The organism is Xylophilus sp. GW821-FHT01B05 (genome assembly GCA_038961845.1).
GTDB lineage: Bacteria > Pseudomonadota > Gammaproteobacteria > Burkholderiales > Burkholderiaceae_C > Xylophilus.
Genome location: CP152408.1, coordinates 1,127,402 through 1,148,916, shown reverse-complemented (window position 1 = coordinate 1,148,916; position 21,515 = coordinate 1,127,402). Strand labels below are relative to the sequence as shown.

Annotated in this window: 18 protein-coding genes and 1 riboswitch; of the genes, 6 read left to right on the top strand and 12 right to left on the bottom strand. The window is 68.2% G+C overall.

Annotated elements, in window-relative coordinates; genetic code table 11:
- From AAFF27_05395 to AAFF27_05385, 3 genes are all read left to right on the top strand, one after another.
- A complete protein-coding gene (locus AAFF27_05395) occupies positions 1-888 on the top strand; it encodes a LysR family transcriptional regulator (GenBank protein ID XAH24631.1) in 888 nt (295 codons plus the stop codon).
- A 106-nt stretch (positions 889-994) separates the two neighbouring features.
- Positions 995-1,816 carry an acetoacetate decarboxylase family protein gene (locus tag AAFF27_05390; protein XAH24630.1) on the top strand — a complete coding sequence of 274 codons (822 nt, stop codon included), beginning with the start codon at positions 995-997 and terminating at the stop codon, positions 1,814-1,816.
- Between the two features lie 55 nt (positions 1,817-1,871).
- Positions 1,872-2,912 carry an AraC family transcriptional regulator gene (locus AAFF27_05385; GenBank protein ID XAH24629.1) on the top strand — a complete coding sequence of 347 codons (1,041 nt, stop codon included), beginning with the start codon at positions 1,872-1,874 and terminating at the stop codon, positions 2,910-2,912.
- 331 nt (positions 2,913-3,243) lie between these two features.
- Here AAFF27_05385 and AAFF27_05380 read toward each other — a convergent pair whose 3' ends face one another.
- From AAFF27_05380 to thiC, 7 genes are all read right to left on the bottom strand, one after another.
- Positions 3,244-4,641, bottom strand: coding sequence for an IS1182 family transposase (locus AAFF27_05380; protein XAH26162.1), 1,398 nt, complete (start codon positions 4,639-4,641; stop codon positions 3,244-3,246).
- A 255-nt stretch (positions 4,642-4,896) separates the two neighbouring features.
- Positions 4,897-6,510 (bottom strand): glucan biosynthesis protein D, encoded by a 1,614-nt coding sequence (locus tag AAFF27_05375; protein ID XAH24628.1) that lies wholly within the window; start codon positions 6,508-6,510, stop codon positions 4,897-4,899.
- 220 nt (positions 6,511-6,730) lie between these two features.
- The gene (locus AAFF27_05370) at positions 6,731-8,287 is read right to left on the bottom strand and encodes a PfkB family carbohydrate kinase (protein ID XAH24627.1); all 1,557 of its coding nucleotides are present in this window, start codon (positions 8,285-8,287) and stop codon (positions 6,731-6,733) included.
- The gene (locus AAFF27_05365) at positions 8,284-9,090 is read right to left on the bottom strand and encodes a thiazole synthase (GenBank protein ID XAH24626.1); all 807 of its coding nucleotides are present in this window, start codon (positions 9,088-9,090) and stop codon (positions 8,284-8,286) included. The genes AAFF27_05370 and AAFF27_05365 overlap by 4 nt, the downstream gene beginning before the upstream one ends.
- 4 nt (positions 9,091-9,094) lie before the next feature.
- Positions 9,095-9,325 (bottom strand): sulfur carrier protein ThiS, encoded by a 231-nt coding sequence (thiS, locus tag AAFF27_05360; GenBank protein ID XAH24625.1) that lies wholly within the window; start codon positions 9,323-9,325, stop codon positions 9,095-9,097.
- Positions 9,318-10,379: an FAD-dependent oxidoreductase gene (locus AAFF27_05355; protein XAH24624.1), complete on the bottom strand. Its 1,062-nt coding sequence runs from the start codon at positions 10,377-10,379 to the stop codon at positions 9,318-9,320. Before AAFF27_05355 ends, thiS begins: the two co-directional genes overlap by 8 nt.
- 174 nt (positions 10,380-10,553) lie before the next feature.
- Positions 10,554-12,437, bottom strand: a complete 1,884-nt coding sequence (gene thiC, locus AAFF27_05350; protein ID XAH24623.1) for a phosphomethylpyrimidine synthase ThiC — start codon at positions 12,435-12,437, stop codon at positions 10,554-10,556.
- 83 nt (positions 12,438-12,520) lie between these two features.
- Positions 12,521-12,622, bottom strand: a riboswitch (TPP riboswitch).
- 102 nt (positions 12,623-12,724) lie between these two features.
- On the opposite strand from thiC, the gene AAFF27_05345 reads away from it, so the two are divergent.
- On the top strand, positions 12,725-13,897 hold the full coding sequence (locus AAFF27_05345; protein XAH24622.1) for a heparan-alpha-glucosaminide N-acetyltransferase domain-containing protein: 1,173 nt from the start codon (positions 12,725-12,727) through the stop codon (positions 13,895-13,897).
- A 102-nt stretch (positions 13,898-13,999) separates the two neighbouring features.
- On the opposite strand, the gene AAFF27_05340 is transcribed toward AAFF27_05345, so the two are convergent.
- From AAFF27_05340 to AAFF27_05330, 3 genes are read right to left on the bottom strand one after another with little or no spacing between them, the layout of a single operon-like run.
- On the bottom strand, positions 14,000-14,800 hold the full coding sequence (locus tag AAFF27_05340) for a hypothetical protein (protein XAH24621.1): 801 nt from the start codon (positions 14,798-14,800) through the stop codon (positions 14,000-14,002).
- Positions 14,763-15,431 (bottom strand): HAD family phosphatase, encoded by a 669-nt coding sequence (locus AAFF27_05335; GenBank protein ID XAH24620.1) that lies wholly within the window; start codon positions 15,429-15,431, stop codon positions 14,763-14,765. Before AAFF27_05335 ends, AAFF27_05340 begins: the two co-directional genes overlap by 38 nt.
- Before the next feature lie 35 nt (positions 15,432-15,466).
- On the bottom strand, positions 15,467-15,820 hold the full coding sequence (locus AAFF27_05330) for a YchJ family metal-binding protein (GenBank protein ID XAH24619.1): 354 nt from the start codon (positions 15,818-15,820) through the stop codon (positions 15,467-15,469).
- A gap of 158 nt (positions 15,821-15,978) precedes the next feature.
- On the opposite strand from AAFF27_05330, the gene AAFF27_05325 reads away from it, so the two are divergent.
- A complete protein-coding gene (locus AAFF27_05325) occupies positions 15,979-16,983 on the top strand; it encodes an amino acid ABC transporter substrate-binding protein (GenBank protein ID XAH24618.1) in 1,005 nt (334 codons plus the stop codon).
- Positions 16,984-17,168: 185 nt separating this feature from the next.
- Here the strand turns inward: AAFF27_05325 and AAFF27_05320 are convergent, their stop codons facing one another.
- Together AAFF27_05320 and AAFF27_05315 are read right to left on the bottom strand one after the other, a co-directional pair.
- A complete protein-coding gene (locus AAFF27_05320; protein XAH24617.1) occupies positions 17,169-18,503 on the bottom strand; it encodes a sigma-54 dependent transcriptional regulator in 1,335 nt (444 codons plus the stop codon).
- A complete protein-coding gene (locus AAFF27_05315) occupies positions 18,496-20,346 on the bottom strand; it encodes an ATP-binding protein (GenBank protein XAH24616.1) in 1,851 nt (616 codons plus the stop codon). Before AAFF27_05315 ends, AAFF27_05320 begins: the two co-directional genes overlap by 8 nt.
- 244 nt (positions 20,347-20,590) lie before the next feature.
- Between AAFF27_05315 and AAFF27_05310 the strand changes: the two genes are divergently transcribed.
- A complete protein-coding gene (locus tag AAFF27_05310; protein XAH24615.1) occupies positions 20,591-21,514 on the top strand; it encodes a branched-chain amino acid ABC transporter permease in 924 nt (307 codons plus the stop codon).
- Position 21,515 lies beyond the last annotated feature (1 nt).

Below are 21,515 nucleotides of genomic sequence, written 5' to 3'. Positions count from 1 at the left end.
ATGCGCATCGAAGATGCCAAGATCTTTCTGGCGCTGGCCGAGCAGCGCAACCTGCGGCGCACGGCCGAGCGCGCCGGCCTGACCCAGTCGGCCGTGACCAAGGTGCTGCAGCGCCTGGAGCAGGAGTTCGGGCTCAAGTTGGCAGAGCGCGGGCCGGGTGGCCTGGTGCTGACCGACGCGGGCCTGCTGCTGCGCAAGCGCGCGGCCTCGCTGGTGCTGTCTTTTGACAACCTGCGCAAGGAGATGACGGCCGCACGCTCTGCGCAAAGCGGCACCGTGCGCATCGGCACCGTGCCGGCGCTGCTCGACAGCAATGTCATCCCGCTGCTGGCGCGCTCACGCGCACAGCAACCCGCGCTGCGCCTGCAGGTCAGCGTGAAGGTGTCTGATGAACTAATCGAGATGGTGACGGCTGGCGAGCTTGACCTGGCCATCTGCTTTCTGCAGGACAGCAAGGACGATCTGCGCTGCGAGAGCCTGGGCCCGCAGCGTTATCACGTAGTCGTGCGGCAAGGCCACCCGCTGGCCGCGCCGGGCGCGGCGTCGATGGAGGCGCTGTCGCGCGCCGACTGGCTGCTGCCCGCACCGGCGGTGGCCATGCGCCGCTGGATCGAGCAGGCCTTTGTGGCACTCGGCCTGCCGGAGCCGACGACGGCGGTGCAGACCGATACCTCCACCGCCTCTTTCGGCGCGCTGATCCGCTCGACCGACCTGGTCACCGCGCTGATGACCCCAATGCTGCAGTCGCCGGTATCGCGCGACATGGTGGAGCTGCCGTTCCAGGGTGCCCAGCTCACGCAGCAGCTCGGGCTGGTGTTCCGCAAGACGGCCTACCTGTCGCAAGCCACGCTCGACATGCGCGACGCCATCCACTACTCCTTTCGCTGACCTCCGCCTCTTCCAGACAGGAATTGATTTCAGAAAATTTTTCAATAGGGGCGCCACCATAATCCGCGGCCGACACACCAGTGCCGCTTTGCACCGCCGCTCCACCATGCCCTTTGAATTCCGCCCCGGCCATCTGTACCGCATGCCCGCCCACTTCGGCCCGACGCCCGGCCCGCGCCAGGGCCCGGATGGCCAGCCGTTCGACTGGAGCGAGCAGCCGCACCGCAGCCTGGCGACGGTGTCGTTCCTGAGCGACGCCCACAGCCTGCAGGAGCTGCTGCCGCCCGGCTTTGAGATCGATGGCGAGCCGGTGGTCACGATAGAAGTGCAGCACTGGACCCAACTCGCCTGGCTCGCAGGGCGCGGCTACAACACGCTGGGCGTGAAGTTCCCGGTGCGCTTTACCGGCAAACAAGACCGGGCCGCAGGCCACTTCCTGGCAGTGCTGTGGGAGAACATGCCCGACGCCATCCTGAGTGGCCGCGAAGAGCTGGGTTACAACAAGATCTTCGCCAGCATCGAGCCGCCGCGCATCCAGCAGAAGGCACACACGTTCTCGGCCTCGTGGTTTGGCCACAGGTTTGTCGAGATCGATATAAATACCGAAGCCGAAGCCCCACTCGGCACGGCACCACGCATGCCCGGCGACGGCATCCTGCACTTCAAGTACATCCCGGGCACCGGCGAAGGCGCTGAGCCGGATGCTGCCTACGCCACCCTCACGCCGCCGGGCGGCAAGACGCGCATCACGCGCGTGCAGACCGGCCAGGGCCGCGCCCGCTTCCTGCCCACCAGTTGGGCGCAGATGCCCACGCAGTTCCACATCATCAATGCCCTGGCGGCGCTGCCGCAGCTGGAATGGCGCACCGCCTACCTGGTAGAGAGCATCGGCGCGCGCGACCTGTCGGACCAACGCCGGCTGCGTTAGAACCAACGGCCGCGCCGGGCGCGGCCGTACCATGGCGCACCGACTCGCACACGCCATGCCACCCCCACCTTCGGCTGCCCGCCCATCCTCGATCGCCGCGACACCGATCGCCTTCGTCCGCGCCCTGCTCGCGGCCTACGAGCGCTACAGCACATCGCCAGAGGCCGCCCTGCGGCATGCACGCATTCCCCAAGCCTTGCTGCGCGACGATGCTGCACACGTCACCGCCGCGCAGTTCGAGGCGCTGTCGGGCTTTGCCATGCAGCAGCTGGACGACGAGGCGCTGGGCTGGTTCTCACGCCGCCTGCCCTGGGGCAGCTACGGCATGCTGTGCCGCGCTGCGGTCACCGCGCCCACGCTGGGCGTGGCGCTCAAGCGCTGGTGCCGCATGCACCGGCTGCTGACGGACGACGTGCTGATGCAGCTGGAGGTGGCCGGCGGCAGCGCCGTGCTGCGCATCGAAGAACGCCGCGCGCTAGGCAGCCTGCGCGAGTTCTGCCTGCTGACGCTGCTGCGCTATGTGCACGGCTTTGCCTGCTGGGCGGTGGATTCGCGCATCACGCTGCAGCGCGCTGGCTTCCCCTTTGCGGCGCCATCGCATGCCGAGGTCTACCCGCTGCTGTTCTCCTGCCCGCTGCACTTTGGCGCCACCGCCGCGGGCTATGCCTTCGATGCCCAGTACCTGGCCCTGCCGCTGGTGCGCGACGAGGCCGCCACGCGCACCATGCTGCAACGTGCATTGCCGCTCACGGTGCTGCAGTACCGCCGCGACCGGCTGCTGGTGGCGCGCGTGCGCGAGCTGCTGCATGCGCACCCGGCCGACGCCGCCACCGCCCAGAGCCTGGCTGCCGGCCTGCATATCTCGGTGCGCACGCTGCACCGCCAGTTGAAGGAGGAAGGCGCCTCGCTGCAAGCCCTGAAAGACGAGGCGCGGCAGGCGCAAGCCATGTCGCTGCTGCGGCGTACCAAGAAGCCGCTCAAGCAGGTGGCGCTGGCCGTGGGCTTTCGCAACGAGAAGAGCTTTGCGCGGGCTTTTAGGGACTGGACGGGTGTGGCACCAGGTCAATTCCGCACGGGCGCCGAATCCGACGGCTGAAGGAAAAATCCGTTCGGGCTGAGCCTGTCGAAGCCTGGGAGCCCTTCGACAGGCTCAGGACAGGCCTTTCGACAGACTCAAGGCGAACGGTTCGATCTTCCCGATCAGGGCACCGTGCAGGCACCGAGTCCGGTTGCTGAAGGAACAATCCGGTCGGGCTGAGAAGGCGTGAAAAAATCAACTCCCATGCGCCAACAGGCGGCTTGAAGGCCGCGGTGGCCAATTGAACGGGGCTGCGGCGAGCTCCTGGCCTCTCGGAGGTCCCAGAGCGCCCAGCCGCAGTCTTGGGGCCTTGTGGAGGCTGCAGGGCGAGCCCGCAAGCGCGCTCAGTTCACCCCCCGAGCGCAAACCCCAGCGAGCGCATGCGCATCAAGTTATGCGCCAGCGCGTGCCACAGCAGCACCGCGCGTGCCTTCAACTTGCCGCACACATTCAGGCGGTACAAGCCCCGTCGCCTGAGCTGCGCATTGGCGCATTCGATACTTGCGGCGCGGCGCCTGTAGAGCTTCTGGCCCTCGTCACTGGCCATGAACGCGCGCCACTGCGCAATCAACGGTGAGTCACTGGCCTTGGGGCTGAGCGGATCGAAGCCAGGTTTGCGGCTGCGCGAGGGCGGCACCACCGGCTGCGTGCCGCGACGGCTGAGTTCCTCGAGTGCGTCGTACTGGGGGTAGCCACCATCGGCCAGCCAGTGCGTGGGCGTGCGGCCGTAGCGCTGCTCGATCTGGCGATGCATGGGCGCCATCTCATGCATATCGCTGCCCGCGCAGACCACCGCGATACCGGCGATCAACTGCGTGGCCTCGTCCACCAGCACCTGCGCGTTGTAGGCCGGACGGAATCCTCCGTCGGCCATCTTCATCACCCGGGCGTCTGCATCCGTGGTGCTGACCCGCTTGGGCGCGCCTGCGCTGGACTTCGGCTGCGCCTCGCCGCTGGCGGGGCGTGGCTCGGCAGGTGGGGCGTCGGGTTCGGGCAGGGCGCTGGGAGCATCCCCGGCGGGGCTATCACCTACTGGGGCCTGGCCAGACTTGCCTCGCCTGGCACGCGCACTGGCCTTGTTCTTGATCTTGTCGAGTGCGCCCCGCTCGATCTCGCCGAAGGTCTGCAGTGCCCGGGCCAGGCGCTCCTCGCGCTCCCGTGCGGCGCGTTCGCGCGCGGCGGCCTTGCGCCGCGTGCTGGCGCCCGCATCGGCCTCGAGTTCGCTCTTGAGGGCGTTGACCTGGGCGAGCGCCAAGGCATGCAGCTCGCCCAGGCGCTCCTTGCGCCGGAAGCTCGAGGCCTTGGCGTGGGCGCGAACGCGCAGGCCGTCCTGGGCGACTACGTCGAGCGTGACCAGCTTGCGCTCCATGAGCGCGGCGATGCTGCGGGTGAGTTGCGCATCGAGCCACTCGGTGTTGGCTGTGCGAAAGCTCGCCAGCGTGTGGTAGTTGACCCCGACGCCACCGCAGAGCCAGCGGTAGATGTCGTCGCGCTCGCACAGCCGGTCGATCTCGCGGGCCGAGCCCACGCCCTCGACGGTGGCCCACAGCCACAGCGCCATGAGGATGGCCGGATCGATGGCGGGTGCGCCGGCCGAGCCTTGCACCGACTTGACCTGGGCGTAGAGCGGCGCGAGGTCCAGCGCCTGCACAAAAGCCCAGACGCTGCGCGCGGGATGGTCTGCGGCGACAAGGGCATCGAGGTCGCAGGGGCGTAGCTCGATCTGCTGGCGATCGGCGTGCAGCAGGCGTGGCGTGCCTGCTGTGTGCGCCGGCTTTGCTGGCCGTGGCGTTGCAACTACGGCGCCATCTGCGGGCGCTTCGTGGAACAGGGCCGCTTGTTCGGATGTCTTGGGGGCGTTGCTTGCGTTGGCCATTCGCTATCAACGCACGGGGGCGGATATTCGTTCACACCTTCTGAGCCTGTCGAAGCCTGGGAGCCTTTCGGCAGGCTCAGGACAGGCCTTTCGACAGACTCAAGGCGAGCGGTTCAGTCTCCCGGATCAGAAGGGCTCGTAGCGATAGAGCCAGGTTTCAGACAGCGTCTGATCCCCATTCTTCAGGTACAGCCGAATATCCACCGGCTCCTTGCCATCGGCAGTGAAGTCAAACTGAGCACGCCAGTGGCCGGGCACGCCGTTGGGCACGGCTTCGGTGAACACATAAGAGAACTTGCCGCTGGGCGCGCTCAATACCGCCTCGGGCTTGACGCCAAAGGGCAGGCCGGCGAGCGGGCCGCCCAAAAATTCGACCATGAACTTGCGCACGCCCGCCGGGCGCGGCTGGCCCGGCTGGCCGCCACGGCCCAGGCGCGTGGCCACGCAAGTGGCCAGGGGCGTCGGGTACGGCTCCTTGTCGGTCCAGTGCAGGCGGTAGCGCAGGCTGTAGCTACTGCCGGCCTTGGCCGGGGCCTTGGGCACCCAGAAGGCGACCGTGTTGTCGTGGATCTCGTCGTCGGTCGGGATCTCTATCAGTTGCACCTCGCCCTCGCCCCAATTGCCCTGCGGCTCCACCCACAGGCTGGGCCGGCGGTCGTACATGACGCCGTCCAGGTAGTGGTCAAAGTTGCGGTCGCGCTGCAGCAGGCCAAAGCCCTTGGGCTGCTGGTCGGAAAACGCGGCGCCGGTGGTGCCGCCCGGGTTGTTCAGCGGGCGCCAGATGCGCTCGCCGCCACCGGTCCAGATGGCCAGGCCGTCAGAGTCATGCACCTCGGGCCGCCAGTCGATGGCGGTGGGCTTGACCGTTTCGGAGAACCAGTACATCGAGGTCAGCGGCGCCAGGCCCAGGCGGCCGATGTCCTTGCGCACAAACAGCTGGCATTCGATGTCCATCACCACCGCCTTGGCGCGCTGCATCACGAACTTGTAGGCACCGGTGATGCTCGGGCCTTCGAGCAGGGCGTGCACCACCACCGTGTCGCCGCCCTCGGCCGGCGGGTCGAAGTAGAACTCGGTGAAGCTGGGGAACTCTTCCGGCCGGTCGGGCAGGGCCACGTCCAGTGCCACGGCGCGGGCCGAAAGGCCGTACTGGTACAGCTCGCCAATCGCGCGGAAGTAGCTCGCGCCCAAAAAGGCGACCCAGTCGTTGCCGCGCCAGTCGAGCTTTTTCTGGTCAGCGGTGCGGCTCTCTTGAAAGCGAAAGCCGGCAAAGCCCGCGCCCTCGGGCAGTTCGCGCGCCGGGCTGTTGGCCGGCATGTCGAAGTAGGCGGCGTCGTAGACGATCTCGCGCGCAAAGAAGTCGTCGTCATTGCGCGAGAGCACGTACATGTGCACCGGCACCTGGAAGAACTTGCCCAGGTGAAAGAAGGTGACCGGGAACTGCCCTGGGCCGTCCTTGAACAGCGCGTAGTCGGTGTTGAACTTGATCTTGCCGTGGGCTTCGTAGTCGATGCGGTCCAGCACCGCCACGGGCAAGGGCGTGCCGGGCGCATAGGGCTTGGTCGCCAGCACCTTGGCGCGCGCGGCCAGGGCTTCGAAAGAGAAGGGGCGCGGCTCGCCCAGCTTCAGGCCGGCGGGCGCGGCAAATGCCGAGGCGGGCAGGCCGAGTGCAGTAAGAGCGGCTGCGGCGCTGCCAGCCGCGAGAAAGGAGCGGCGGTCAAAATTTGTCGTCTGGGGCATCGGTTCAGATCTCTTCGCAGTTCTGGAGGGATGGCAGCCGGCGCATCGGCGCGCCGGCCGGCGGAGGTGCGTTGCTGCAACGCACCATCCTAATGGCGTGCGCCGCATGCGGCGTAACAGAGCATGGACGGCGCCGGCGCCACGCCGCATGGAAGCTATTATATTTATAGCTAATAGCCCAGGCAGTACCTGGGATTCAGCCACTTTTATTCTAAATTTTCTAAGCCGGAGCCAGGCTGGCGTGCGGCCAGCCCGGGATAGCCAATGCCGGGGCACTGCGCCCGGTTTGCAGCGCCTGCTGAAAATCTGGCACCGTCTCCGCCGGCGCATCACCCAAGCCGCGCACGATGCACACGCCATCGGCCCCGCTGCGCGCTGCGGCCTCGGCCTGCTCGGGCGTGAGGATGCCTCCGATGGCGACCACGGGCGCGCCGGCCATGTGGCACCACCAGGCCAGGTTGTCCAGGCCCTGCGGGCGCCAGGGCATGGCCTTGGTCGTGGTGGGCCAGACCGGCCCGCAGGCGATGTAGCGTGGCGCCAGGCTGCGGGCACGCGCCAGTTCCCAGAGGCTGTGCGAGCTGACGCCAAGCGCCGGTGCACCTTTGCCCAACAGCGCCTCGCGCTCGGCATCGCTCAACGCCAGCAAATCTTCCTGGCCCAGATGCAGGCCGGGTGCGCCCAGCTCCAGTGCCAGCGCGCGGTGGTCGTTGATGAAGAGTTGCGCACCGGCGGCGCGGCAATCGGCCACGGCGCGCTGCACTTGCGCGCGCAGCGCCGCCTGCCAGGCGGCGTTGGGCTGTGGCGGCGTCTTGATGCGCAGTTGCACCGTGCGCACGCCGGCCGCCAGGATGCGGGCCAGGCGCTCTGCGCTGTCTGCGATGGCATACAGGCCCAACGCTGGATGCTGCGTGGGCAGGAAGGGGGCGAAACGCGGCTGCTCGCTCCACGACAGTTGCGGCATCAAGGATGGATCGCTGATGAAGCCCGGCTGCGCACAGACCGGCCCGGCGCCCTGCCCTGCGGCATGGCCGTGGCGCAGCGCCTGCGCGGTCGCCATCTTGGCCAGCACCAATGCATCGGCCGCGACAAAGCCGCGCGCCATGGCCGCGGCGGCGCTGCTGGCAAAGGTGCAGCCGGTGCCGTGGTGGTGCGGCGTGGCGATGCGCGGCAGCGCCAGCCAGCCAGCGGCGTGCGGCGTGTCGACCCAATCCAGCGCCAGGCCATCGACCGGCGCGTCGTCACCGCCGGTGATGCAGACCGCCTCTGCGCCGGCCTGGTGCAGAGCGGCTGCCAGCGCCGCCGCTCTGGCATCGTCGGCCAGGCCGGTGAGCCGCAACGCCTCGCGCCGATTCGGCGTGAGCAGCGTGGTGCGCGGCAGCAGCAGATCGCGGTAGGCGGCCAGCGTAGCCGCGTCGGCAAAGGCAGCGCCGGTGCTGGCGCCCAGCACCGGGTCCACCACCAGCGCCACCGGGCCGCGCGCGCGCAGCCGGTCGATCCAGCGGGCCACGGCCTGCACCTGCGCCACGCCGCCGAGCAGGCCGGTCTTTACGGCGAGCGGGGGCAGGTCGTGCTCCAGTGCTGCCATCTGCGCATCAAGCACGGCTGCGGGCAGTGGCTCGACATGCGTCACGCCCTGCGAATGCTGGGCCGTGACGGCGGCCACCACGGTGCACAGGTGCACGCCGCAGGCGTCGGCCGCGCGCTGGTCGGCCGCTATGCCGGCGCCGCCAGCGCTGTCGGTGCCGGCCACGCTCCAGATCACAGGTGGCCGTGTCATGCGGCGCCGATCAGGAAGGCTTCGCCACCGGTGGGCGTGCTGGCCACGGCAAAGTCTTGCCGCGCCATGACGCCCGCGCGCCACGCCGTGCGGCCGGCCTTCACGGCGTGGTGAAAGGCGTAGGCCATGGCCACCGGGTCGCGCGCCTGGGCCACGGCGCTGTTGAGCAAGACCGCGTCAAAGCCCATCTCCAGCGCCTGCGCGGCATGCGATGGCGCGCCTATGCCGGCGTCGACGATCAGGGTTGCATCAGGCAAGCGCTCGCGCAGCGTGCGCAGCGCCCAGGGGTTGAGCAGGCCCTGGCCCGAGCCTATGGGCGCGCCCCAGGGCATGAGCAGCGGGCAGCCGGCATCGAGCAGGCGACGGCAGGTCACCAGGTCGTCGGTGCAGTAGGGCCAGACGGTGAAGCCTTCCTTGGCCAGCGTGGCCGCTGCCTGCACCAGCTCTACCGGGTCGGGCTGCAGCGTGTGCTCGTCGCCGACCACTTCGAGCTTGATCCAGTCGGTGCCGTACAACTCGCGCGCCATGCGCGCCAGCTGCACCGCCTCGCGCGCGCTGCGGCAGCCGGCGGTGTTGGGCAGCAAGCGCGCGCCCCCTGCCTGCGCGGCGGCATGCACGCCGGCGACAAAGCCGTTGTCGGCGCCGCTGGCCAGCGTGCGCTTGAGGCCGACGGTGACGGCCGCCGGGCGGGCTGCGGCAATGGCCTCGGCCAGCACTTGAGGCGAAGGGTAGCCAGCGGTGCCCAGAAGAAAGCGGCTGGTGAGGCGTGTGTCGCCGACCTGCCAGGTGTCATCGTGCGACATGGCATCAGCCCCCGGTGATGGGTTGAAAAAGCAGCACGGCATCGCCCGCACGCAGCTGTTGCGCAGCGCGCTGGCTGCGCGGAACGAAGTCGCCGTTGACCGCCGTAGCCACCGCATCGGGCGCATGGCCCAGGGCCTCGACCAAATCGGCCAGCGTGCTGCCGGCCAGCACCGTGTGTGCTCGGCCATCGAGGCGGATGACCGGGCCCTCGGCCAGGGATGTGTCGTCATGCATGGAGCAGCTCCTTGGATGTCTCTAGTTGGTCCAGCGCGTCGGCCACCAGCGCCGGCGCCATCAGCCAGCCATGGCGGAACAGGCCGTTGATGCGCAGCAGGCCGGGCTGGATGTCGGTGCGCGGCGCGTTGTCGGGCAAGGCCGGGCGCAGGTTGCGGTCGAGCCGTTCGATGCGCGCCTCGGCCAGGGCCGGCAGCACGCTGTGGGCGGCGGCCATCAGCTCTACCGCGCTGCGCAGGGATACCGGCGAGCGGTCTTCGCTCTCGATCTCGCTGGCGCCCACAAACAAGCGGTCGGGCCCGCGCGGCACCAGGTAGACCGGGTGGCGCGGGTGCAGCAGGCGCAGCGGCCGTTGCAGGCCATGCGCGGGCGCCTGCAGCCAGACGGTTTCGCCGCGCACACCGCGCAAGGGCAGCGCGGCATCGCGTGCGCCCAGGCCGCGTACATCGATGGCCCAGTCAAAGCGCAGGGCCGTGCCATCGACCGGCACCAGTTGCCCAGGCTGCACCTGCGCGATGGGCCGGCCCCAGTGCCAGCGCACGCCGTCACCGGCTTGCGCGTGCAACTGCGCCAGCATGGCCGGTGGCTGGATCTGCGCCTCGTCCGGCAGCAGCCAGGCGTGGGCCGCGCCTTGCAGCGATGGCTCCAGCGCCCGCAGCGCTTCTGCATCCAGCAGTTGCGCCTGCGGCCACCCAGCCGGTGCGCGGGCCAGGCGCGCCAGCACGCGCTCGGCCGCACCGCGGTCGCTGCGGTGCGCCAGCAGCAGGCTGCCGCGCTGCGTGAACAGCTCCGGCGCGCCCAGTTGCGCGGCGATGTCGCGCCACAGCGCTATCGAGCGCCAGCCCAGCGCAGCAATGCCGGCATCCGCATGGTCCAGCTCGGCCAGCGGGCTGAGCATGCCGGCCGCACTGAAGGCCGCTGCGCCCTGCCCGTCATAGGACGGCGCCGGGCCGGCGGCCGGATCGAACACCTCCACGCGGTGCCCCGCGCGCGCCAGGCGCCAAGCCAGCAGCCGACCCAGCAGGCCGGCGCCGGCAATGCCGATACTCGCCATGTCAGTTCTCCATTGCGCCGAGCACCATCCGCCGCGCATGAAACGCAGAGGTACCAAAGGCCGCGGAGCAGGCCATGCGCAGACATCCGCGGAACCGGCTTTGCCGGGCCGCTGGATGTGCCCCCTTGAGGGGGTTGGCGCAGCGACACGAAGTGCGCGAAGCCTGGGGGTGTTTCATCCCTTGGTGTGGATGGGAATGTAGAACTCGCCGCCAGCAGCCTTGAACTCGGCGGACTTCTCAGCCATGCCCTGCGCCAGCGCTTCCTGCTCGGCCACGCCCTTGTTGGCGGCAAAGTCGCGCACCTCTTGTGTGATCTTCATGGAGCAGAACTTGGGGCCGCACATGGAGCAGAAGTGGGCCGACTTGCTCACGTCTTTCGGCAGCGTCTCGTCGTGGAAGTCGCGCGCGGTGTCCGGGTCCAGGCCCAGGTTGAACTGGTCTTGCCAGCGGAACTCAAAGCGCGCCTTGCTCAGTGCATCGTCGCGCGCCCGCGCGCCGGGGAAGCCCTTGGCCACGTCGGCCGCATGCGCGGCGATCTTGTAGGCAATGATGCCCTGCTTGACGTCGTCGCGGTCGGGCAGGCCCAGGTGTTCCTTGGGCGTGACGTAGCACAGCATGGCCGTGCCCATCCAGCCGATCATGGCGGCGCCCACGGCGCTGGCAATGTGGTCGTAGCCCGGCGCGATGTCGATGGTCAGCGGGCCCAGGGTGTAGAACGGCGCCTCGTGGCAGTGCTTGAGTTGTTCGTCCATGTTGGACTGGATCAGGTGCATGGGCACGTGGCCCGGGCCTTCGATCATGGTCTGCACGTCGTGCTTCCAGGCCACCTGCGTGAGTTCGCCCAGCGTGCGCAGCTCGGCAAACTGGGCCTCGTCATTGGCATCCGCGCCCGAGCCGGGCCGCAGGCCGTCGCCGAGCGAGAAGCTCACGTCGTACTGCTTCATGATGTCGCAGATGTCTTCGAAGTGGGTGTAGAGGAAGCTCTCCTTGTGGTGCGTGATGCACCACTTGGCCATGATCGATCCGCCGCGCGAGACGATGCCGGTCATGCGGCCCGCGGTCAGGTGGATGAAGGGCAGGCGCAGCCCGGCGTGGATGGTGAAGTAGTCCACGCCCTGCTCGGCCTGCTCGATCAGCGTGTCGCGGAAGATCTCCCAGGTCAGGTCTTCTGCCACGCCGCCGACCTTCTCCAGCGCCTGGTAGATCGGCACCGTGCCGATGGGCACGGGCGAGTTGCGCACGATCCAGTCGCGCGTGGTGTGGATGTTGCGGCCGGTGGACAAATCCATCACGTTGTCCGCGCCCCAGCGGATCGCCCACACCAGCTTCTCGACCTCTTCCTCGATGCTGGAGGTGACGGCCGAGTTGCCGATGTTGGCGTTGATCTTGACCTTGAAGTTGCGGCCGATGGCCATCGGCTCGACCTCGGGGTGGTTGATGTTGGCCGGGATGATGGCGCGGCCGCGCGCCACTTCGTCACGCACAAATTCTGGCGTGATGATGCGCGGGATCTGCGCGCCCATCGGGTTGCCGGCCACGCGCTTGCTGCGCTCTTCGTGGGCCAGGTACTCGGCCATCCATTCGCGCTTGCCGTTCTCGCGCAGGGCCACGTATTCCATCTCGGGCGTGACGATGCCGCGGCGCGCGTAGTGCATCTGGGTGACGTTGGCGCCGCTCTTGGCGCGGCGCGGCGTGCGCTGCAGCGCGGCGGCCTCGGCGCGCAGTTGGGCGATACGGGCCTGGTCGCGGTCCTCGTGCTTGCCGCCGTCGTCCAGGATGTGCATCAGCCGGCCGGCGTAGCTTTCGGTATCGCCACGCTCGGCGATCCAGCCGCCACGCAGATCCGCCAGGCCACGCTTGACGTCAATGTCAGCCGTGGGGTCGGTATAGGGGCCGGAGGTGTCGTAGAGCGACACCACTTCGCCATTGGTCAGCGCCACGTCGCGCACCGGCACCTGCAGATCAGGCCGGCTGCCGACGATGCGGCCCTTGGTGGAGGCGGGGAAAGGCTCGCGCGTCAGGGCGAGCAGATGGGCAAGCTTGTCGGGGGCATTCATGGGAGCACTCCTTCAGTCGTGGGGACGGGGGTGCTCCGCAATCGTTCGGCCCAACCCGCGCCAGACGGAATACGCCCGGGGGACTGAGGAACTGCAGCTCTTCTTACGCCGGTACTAGCCGGTTCAAGTTCGCGGGTTCGGCCTGGAAGGCCATCTCAGCGCATTGCGCACCCCGGAGCAGGCGCGATTCTAGGCCTGCTGCAAAAACCACGGTCAGAATCGGGCGGTTTTCAGTACCGGCTCTTCTCCTTCAGCCGCCATCCCCATTGGACCCGCAGACACAACCGATGCCATCCTCCGCCAGTCTTCCCACCCCTAGCGCCGGCCGCTCGCGCATAGGCGCCATCGACATGCTGCGCGGCCTGGTCATGCTGATCATGCTGCTGGACCACGTGCGCGAAACGCTCTATCTGCACCTGCAGGTGAGCGACCCGATGAACGTCGCCAGCACGCCGCCCGAAGTCTTCTTCTCGCGCCTGGCCGCGCACTTCTGCGCGCCGGCCTTTGTCTTTCTCACCGGCCTGTCGGCCTGGCTTTACGCCAACCCGCCCAGCGGCACACCGCGCCCGCTCAAGTCCTTTCTGCTCAAGCGCGGCCTGTTCCTGCTGGTGCTGGAATGCACCGTCATCAGCTTTGCCTGGACTGGCCAGTTGCCGCCCAAGATCATCTACCTGCAGGTGATCTGGGCGATTGGTTTCAGCATGGTGGTGCTGGCCCTGGTGTCTGGCCTGCCGCGCTGGCTGCTGGCGGCCGTGGGCTTTGTGATCGTGTTCGGGCACAACCTGCTGTCGGGCATCAACCTTCCGGCCGACAGCCCGCTCTACCTGCCCTGGACGCTGCTGCTGCACCGCGGCTGGGTGGTGGCCGAAGGCGCGCTGCAGATTCGCCTGACCTACCCGGTGCTGCCCTGGATCGGCGTGATCCTGCTGGGCTATGTGGCCGGGCCGCTGTATGCGCATGTGGTGGGCGGGCGGCAACGCCAGCGCATCCTGGTGCTGCTGGGCCTGGCCTGCCTGGCGCTGCTGCTGGTGCTGCGCGGCTTCAACCTCTACGGCGAGGCGCTGCCCTGGAGCAGCGGCGACAGCACGGTGCGCACGCTGATGTCCTGGCTCAACTTCACCAAGTACCCGCCTTCACTCGACTTCCTGCTGATGACGCTGGGCGCGGCCTTTCTGGTGCTGGCGCTGTTCGAATTTGCCGACAACCCCGCGACCCGCGTGCTGGCCACTTTTGGCGGCGCACCGATGTTCTATTACATCCTGCACCTATTGCTGCTGCTGGCCGGCTACCGCGTGCTGCTGGCAATCTACGGGCCCAACCAGGGCACGCGCTTTGGCGTGGACGCGTTCTGGATCGTCTGGGCCACCACGCTGGCACTGATCCCGCTGCTGTACCTGCCGTGCCGCGCCTTTGCCCGTTACAAGCGCAGCTCCAGGCAGGCCTGGGTGCGCTATCTGTGACGCGCCCGGAAGTATAGCTATTAAATATATAGCTATATTCCCAGGCCACACCTGGGCTAAAGGCACTTTTCTCTCAAATTTTCTGCGGAGAAGAAACAGCGCTCAGAACCGTGTCCCGGCCGACACCCGCCACTGGTTTTGCGGCGTGAAGTTCACCTTCGGGTCATAGGCCAGGCGCAGGAAGAGTTTGGGCCAGCTGTAGGTCAGGCTGGCGCCGGTGCGGTGGATATAGCCGCTGTCGACCGTGCCGCGCTTGTCGAGCAGATCCAGGAACACGGCATGGCCGCCATTCACCGGCAGCCGCAGCACGAAGTGCACATGCTGCTGGTCGGGGTGCAGGCGGTTGTCGCGCACCACCTGCATGCCGGCATAGCGGGCGTCGCTCCAGCGGTAGCCGGCCGACAGCATCCAGGCGTCGTTCGGGTCGAAGTTGAGGTTGACGTAGTCGCGCAGATTGGTGCGGCCCAGGCCTGTTCCCACGTACCAGCTGTCGCCGGTCTCCAGGTTGAGGCTGCCGCCCACAAAGCCGCCAGAGGCCCATTGCAACGAGGGCTGTACCCGCACCGGGCCCAGCGTGAACGTGCGGTCCCAGCCGCCACGGGCCTGCGACACCGCATCCGAGGGCGCGCGAAACCAGCCCAGCCACAGGTCGCCAACGGCACCGGTGTAGCGCAGGTTCAGGTCCAGCCCGGTGCTTGCCGGCTGGCCGCCGCCGGTCGAGCGGTAGAGCCCGGTGGTGAGCTTGAAGGGCTCGGCAGGCAGTTCGCCCGCAGGCGGCGGCACGGCGGCGGTATCGCCCGCGCGCTCGGCCAGCGCCATGGCCGGCCAGGCCGCCAGGGCCACGGCCAGCAGGCCTGCGGTGCGGCTAATCCGCCAACAGCGCGGGCAGCTCGTCCATGTCATGGAACAGTACCTGCACGCCCAGCGCGCGCATCTCGTGTGCGCTGCTGTGGCTGGGGCCGCCCGGGCAGTAGCCGAACACGGTGGCACCGGCGGCCAGGCCAGCGGTGGCGCCGGTGACCGTGTCTTCCACCACCGCGCAGCGCGCCGGGTTGGCGCCCAGCGCCGCAGCCGCCGCCAGGTAAACGTCGGGGGCCGGCTTGCTGCGCGGCATCTCGTGGCCGCTGAAGATGCGGCCGTCGAAGCAGTCGAAGATGCCGACCTTCTCCAACTGCAGCACGACCTTGCGCCGGTCCGCGCCAGAGGCGCAGGCAATGCGCCCGTCGTAGGCCGCATGGATCGCCCGCACGGCCGCGGGCGCCCCGGGGATCGGCTCCAATTCGCGCTCCAGCACCAGGTTGCGTTGCGCCCAGAAGTCCTGCAGCCACGCCGTGGTGACCGGCTGGCCGGTGTGCTGCTCGATCCGCGCTGCCTCGTCCTTTACCGCCTTGCCAACGAAGGTGCGCATGCATTCCTCCTGCGACATGTCCCAGCCACGTGCGGCCAGCATGTCGCGCAGCACGCGGTTGGTGAGCGGCTCGGAGTCGACGAGCACGCCGTCGCAGTCAAACAGTACGGCCTCGAACAAGGGCATGGATGCTTTCTTCAGGGGTTGTAATTGGATTCAGCTTAGCGCAGGTCACCATCGACGTAGAACCAGCGCCCGCCCTCGCGCACAAAGCGGCTGAGCTCATGCAGCCGGTGCGCGCGCCCGCCGGCGTCACGCTGGCGGGCGACAAACTCGACTTCGGCATGATCGGCATCGATGATGCGGTGGGCGCGCACTTCCAGCCCCAGCCAGCGCACGCCCGGGTCAAAGTCCAGCGCCACCGGCCGGGTGCTGGCGTGCCAGCTCGCCAGCAGATAATCGGCGCGCTCGCGCACGAAGGCGCTGTAGCGCGAGCGCATGAGGGCTTCGGCGTCGGGCGCGGGGACCGCGTCAGCACCTTCCAGAAAGCGGCCGCAGCAGGCGCTGAATGCCATGGCCGCGCCCCGTGCGCTGCGCCGCCCGCAGGGACAGTCTGGCGCTGTCAAGCGGTGCTTCCACGCTGCCGTGGGCCGGGATTTGTCATGAAAATGGGTTGCATACTTCTTGCATGAGGGCTCCGGTACATTGGCGACCGGAAGAGGATTTGAACTATATGCGTGCAAATGCAGCGATCGAACGCCATGGCGCGCAGACAACTGTGCGGCAGAGCTTCGCGCGCGCGCGGCGCACATTGCGGCTTGCCGCGCCGCTGAAACGCATGGCGCTTGCCTGCCTCGCAGCCACCGCGCTGCATGCCGCAGCCGCAATCGCCGCTCCGACCGATTCCCCCACGCTGCGCAAGATCGCCGATACCGGGGTCATCACCTTCGGCTACCGCACCGAATCGCCGCCCTTCGCCTATCTTGATGCCACGCGCCGGCCGGTCGGCTACTCGGTCGACATCTGCGAGCGCATCGTCGAGGCCACGCGCAAGACGCTCAACATGCCCGAACTGGAAGTGCGGCGCGTGGTGGTGAGCTCCGCCACGCGCATGCCCATGCTGGCCGATGGCTCCATTGACCTCGAATGCGGCGTCACCACCAACACCGAGGAGCGCGCGAAGATCGTCGGCTTCTCGGTCACGACCTTCGTCACGGCCAGCAGGCTGTTGTCGCGCAAATCGGCGGGCATCCGCACCATCGACGAGCTGCGCGACCAACCGGTGGTGTCCACGCTGTCCACCACCAGCATCCAGTACCTCACCGCGCTCAACCAGGCGCGCCGCCTGGACATGAAGATCCTCGCCGGCCTGGACGACTACAAGTCACTGGACATGGTGCGCGCCAACCGCGCCCTGGCCTTCGCGATGGATGACGTGCTGCTGCGCAGCGTGCTCTCCACCGCACCGGACGCCGACGAATACGGCATCTCGGACGTCGCCCTCACGACCGAGCCCTACGCCATCGGCCTGCCGCATGGCGACCCGGTGTTCAAGCGCCTGGTGGACGACACCATCGTGGGCCTGTTCCGCAGCGGCGAGATCCAGCAGATCTACCAGCGCTGGTTCCAGTCGCCGATCCCGCCCCGGGGCGTCAACCTGAAGATGCCGATGAGCGAGCAACTGCAGCGCGTCATCCGCCAGCCTTCCGACGCCAGCGAGGCACAAGCGTATCGGTGACTCACCCCCAGGCTACGCGCTTCGGGTGGCTGTGACTCACCCCCAGGCTACGCGCTTCGCGTCTTCGCCAACCCCCTTCCGGGGACACATCCAGCGGACTGGCAGAGCCAGATCCGCGGATGTTTGCGCATGGCCTGCTCCGCGGCCTTTGGTGCGCGCCGCCCGGCGGCGCTGCTATGCCCCGCTCAGCGAAAGCGCTCGGGGTCGATCCCGTGCCGGTGCAGCTTGTCGTAGAGCGTCTTCTTCGCCACGCCCAGCGTCTCCATCACCTTCTGCACGCGCCCTTGCTGCTGGCGCAGGGCCTGCTCGATCAGCGCCTTTTCGACCAGGTCCATCTGCGCCGCCAGCGACATGCAGGCGGTTGACGCGGGCGCCACCTCGACCCCGCCCAGCTCCAGCACGAAGCGGTCGGCGGCGTTGCGGATCTCGCGCACATTGCCGGGCCAGTCGTGCGCCATCAGCTCGCGCAACTGGCCAGGCCGCATCTCTGGCGCCTCTACGCCGTAGCGCGTGCCGGCCTGCTCCATGAAGTGCTCGAACAGCAGCGGGATGTCCTCGCGCCGGTCACGCAGCGGCGGCAGTTCCAGCACACCAACATTGAGCCGGTAGTACAGGTCGCTGCGAAACTTCTGCTGCTCGCCCAGCACGCGCAGGTCGCTCTTGGTGGCGGCAATGACGCGCAGGTTGACCGGGATCTCCTCGTTCGAGCCCAGCCGCGCCACCCGGCGCTCCTGCAGCACGCGCAGCAGCTTGATCTGCAGCGCCATGGGCATGGATTCGATCTCGTCGAGCAGCAGCGTGCCGCCGTTGGCATGCTCGATCTTGCCGATGCGGCGCTTGCCGGCCGAGGTGAAGGCGCCGGACTCATGGCCGAACAGCTCGCTCTCGAACAAGGTCTCTGGCAGGCCGCCGCAATTGATGGCGACAAAGTGGCGGTCGCGCCGCGTGCTGTGGTCGTGCAGGCAGCGCGCCACCAGCTCCTTGCCGGTGCCGGTCTCGCCCAGGATCATGACGTCGGCCGAGGTCGCGGCCAGCCGCAGGATCTTGCGCCGCACCTCTTGCATCACGGCCGAGTTGCCCAGCAGCATGGCCTCGATGCCGCTGCGCTGCTGCAGCTGGTTGCGCAGGTTGTCCAGCGCCACGCGCATCAGCCGCTTCTCCAGCGCGCGCATCACCGTCTCGACGAAGCGGTCCGGGGCAAAGGGCTTCTCGATGAAGTCGTAGGCGCCCGCGCGCATGGCGTTCACTGCCATGGACACGTCGCCATGGGCCGTCACCACCACCACCGGGATGCTGCTGTCGCAGGCCATCACCTTGTCCAGCAGGGTCAGGCCGTCCATGCCGGGCAGCCGCACATCGGTGACGACGATGGCCTGGACGCCCGGCGTCACATGCGGCAGCGCCTCTTCGGCCGAGCCAAAGGCCTGCACGGCCAGGCCTTCCAGCTCCAGCGTCTGGACCAGGCTGGCCCGCACCGGGGGGTCATCTTCGACGAAGATGACTTTGAATCCTTCATACATGGGGGGCCTCTACAAACTCCAGGTCAAATTCGAAACGCATGCCGTAGTCGGTGCGCAGGGCGCGCAGCGTGCCCCCGATCTCCTGCAGGATCTTAGAGGAAATGACCAGGCCCAGGCCCAGGCCCTGCCCCGCCGGCTTGGTGGTGAAGAAGGGCTCGAACAAACGCTGCATGCGCTCGTCGTCCATGCCCTCGCCGGTGTCCTCCACGCACACGCGCACCGACTTCTCCGCGCGCACGGCGCGGATGACCAGGCTGCGCAAGGGCCGGTGCGTCATGGCGTCTATGGCATTGGTCGCAAGGTTGAGCAGCACCTGCTCCAGGCGCGTGGCGTCGGCGCGCACCAGGGTGGCTGGCGAGATGTCGACGACCACCTCCACCTGCTCAGCGCGAATGCGGTGGTCCAGCATCAGCAGCACATTGCGCACCGACAGGGCCAGGTCGGCCGGCTCGCTGGCAATGCTGGCGCGGCGCGCAAAGGTCTTGAGCTGGGTGACGATGCGGCCCATGCGTTCAGACATCTCGTCGATGGTGCGCAGGTTCTGCACCACGGCCGGGTTCTCTTGGTCGCTGAGCATGCGGATGGTGTTGCGCGACAGCGCCCGCAGCACCGTCAGCGGCTGGTTGATCTCGTGCGAGATGCTGGCCGACATCAGCCCCAGCGCCGCCATCTTGCCGGCCTGGATCAGCTCGTCCTCGGCCTGCTGCCGCTGCGCGATCTGCCGCCGCAGCTCGTCGTTGGCGCGGCGCAGCCGCTGCGTGCGCGCGCTCACGCGCCGCTCCAGTTGGTCGTGCGCCTGCTGCAGCTCGCTCTTGGCGTGGAACAGCGCACGCACCGTGTTGCGGCGCTGCAGTACGTAGAGCGCCAGCATGCCGATGAAGGCGCCGCCGGCCGCGCCGCCCCAGGCCGCGCGCTGCGCCCCGCGCAAGACTTCCGACGGGTCCGACAGCACCACCAGGCGCACCATCAGCGGGTTCACGGCCCGCTCCTGCGCAAGCTGCTGCGGGTAGCGCGTGCCCTGGTGCTCGCCAATGCGCACCAGCAAGGTCCCGGGCTCCGGCGACGCCTCCATTGCCACGTTCAGCGGTAGCAGCGGATACGCCGGGTAGCGCGCCGTGGCCTCGGGCGCGATGTGCTGGGCGGCGCGGTAGATGCGGTACTTCCAGCCGGCGACCGAGGACATGATGATGACGCCGTTCTCGTCCACCACCAGCAGCTTCTCGCTCTGCGTGCGCAGGCTCAGGTCGATCCAGGTGGCTTCGAGGGGCGCCAGGCTGGTCTTCACCACGACGCGCCCGATGGTGCTTCCCCCGCGGCGCACCGGGTGGATGAAGTAGTGATCGGTCGACCCGTTGGAAGGGTTGGACCCGAAGAAATCGACAGGCTCGTCGCTCGCCATGGTCGCCGTATCCGTCAGCGGACCGGGTGGCTTTTTGCCCAGGGGCATCTGGGGATCGCTGCTGGCCAGCACCTCGCCGCCCGGCCCCAGGATCAGCACGAGGCTGGAGCCCGCCCGCGCGTTGGTGCGCGCCAGCGCCCGGCTGGCGCGCTGGCGCAGCAGCGCGTCTCCAGGCGCATCGAGCAGGGCAATGCTGTCGGCGCCGACGGCCACCAGGCTGGGCAGGTAGGCGTAGCGCGACATCTCCGACTCCAGGGCCGCCGCATACAGCTCAAGGCGCTCGTCGGCACGAAAGGCCAGTTGCCCTATGCCATTGCGCATCCCCCATTGGTAGCCCATCGTCATGCCGAGAAAGGCAAGGCCCAGGGCGACAAAGGCAAGGAATGCGGGGGTGATCCGGTCAAGGATGCGGTCGGGGCTGAAGCGGGAAAAGGCCTGGATCATGACAGTGCCTAGTGTGCCAACAAGCGCCCCGGCTGTCGTGGGCGGATATCCACACGCAGCACCAAGCGGAAGTGCGGATTCCCGCCCCACCCGCCGCCTGGTCGCCGCCACCCAAGAACCGCCTCTCCCTCTGAAACCAGGACTTTCACCGGGGCCGCCATGCGGCGGGAAGGGTGTGGCACGGCTATTGCGAAATGCATCCTCATCTCAATGCGCCGCGGGCGGCAACACGCGCCCTTACTCGATGGAAACCTTCATTCAGCAACTCATCAACGGCCTGGTTCTGGGCAGCATGTATGCCCTGGTCGCACTGGGCTACACGATGGTCTACGGCATCGTGGGCCTGATCAATTTCGCGCATGGAGAGGTGCTCATGGTCGGCGCCCTGGTGAGCTGGTCGGCCGTATCCATACTCAGTGATGCCGGCCTGCCGACCTGGTCGCTGCTGCTGCTGTCGATGATGGCGTCCATCGTCATCTGCATGTTGCTCAACCTGACCATCGAGAAGATCGCCTACCGCCCGCTGCGCAAGGCGCCCAAGCTCGCCACACTGATCACGGCCATGGGCATGTCGCTGCTGCTGCAGACGCTGGCCATGATCATCTGGAAGCCCAGCCCCAAGCCCTATCCCCAACTGCTGTCCGCCACGCCGATAGACCTGGGCGGCCCGGTCATCAGCGTCACGCAGATCGTGATCCTGGTGGCCACCTGGTCCCTGCTGGCAGCCCTGCTGTGGCTGGTGCATGGCACGCGCATGGGCCGCGCCATGCGCGCCACGGCAGAGAACCCGCGCAACGCAGCGCTGATGGGGGTGCAGCCTGACCGGGTGATCTCCATCACCTTCATGCTCGGCGCCGCACTGGCCGCCGTGGCCGGCGTGATGTGGGCCGCCAACTACGGCACGGTGCAGCACTCGATGGGCTTCCTGCCCGGGCTCAAGGCCTTTACCGCCGCCGTGCTGGGCGGCATCGGCAACCTGGCCGGCGCCATGGTGGGCGGCATGCTGCTGGGGTTGATCGAGTCGATCGGTGCCGGCTACCTCGGCGACCTGACCGGCGGCCTGCTGGGCAGCCACTACGTCGACATCTTTGCCTTCGTCACGCTGATTGCCGTGCTCACGCTGCGCCCCTCGGGCCTGCTGGGCGAGCGCGTGGCCGATCGCGCCTGAA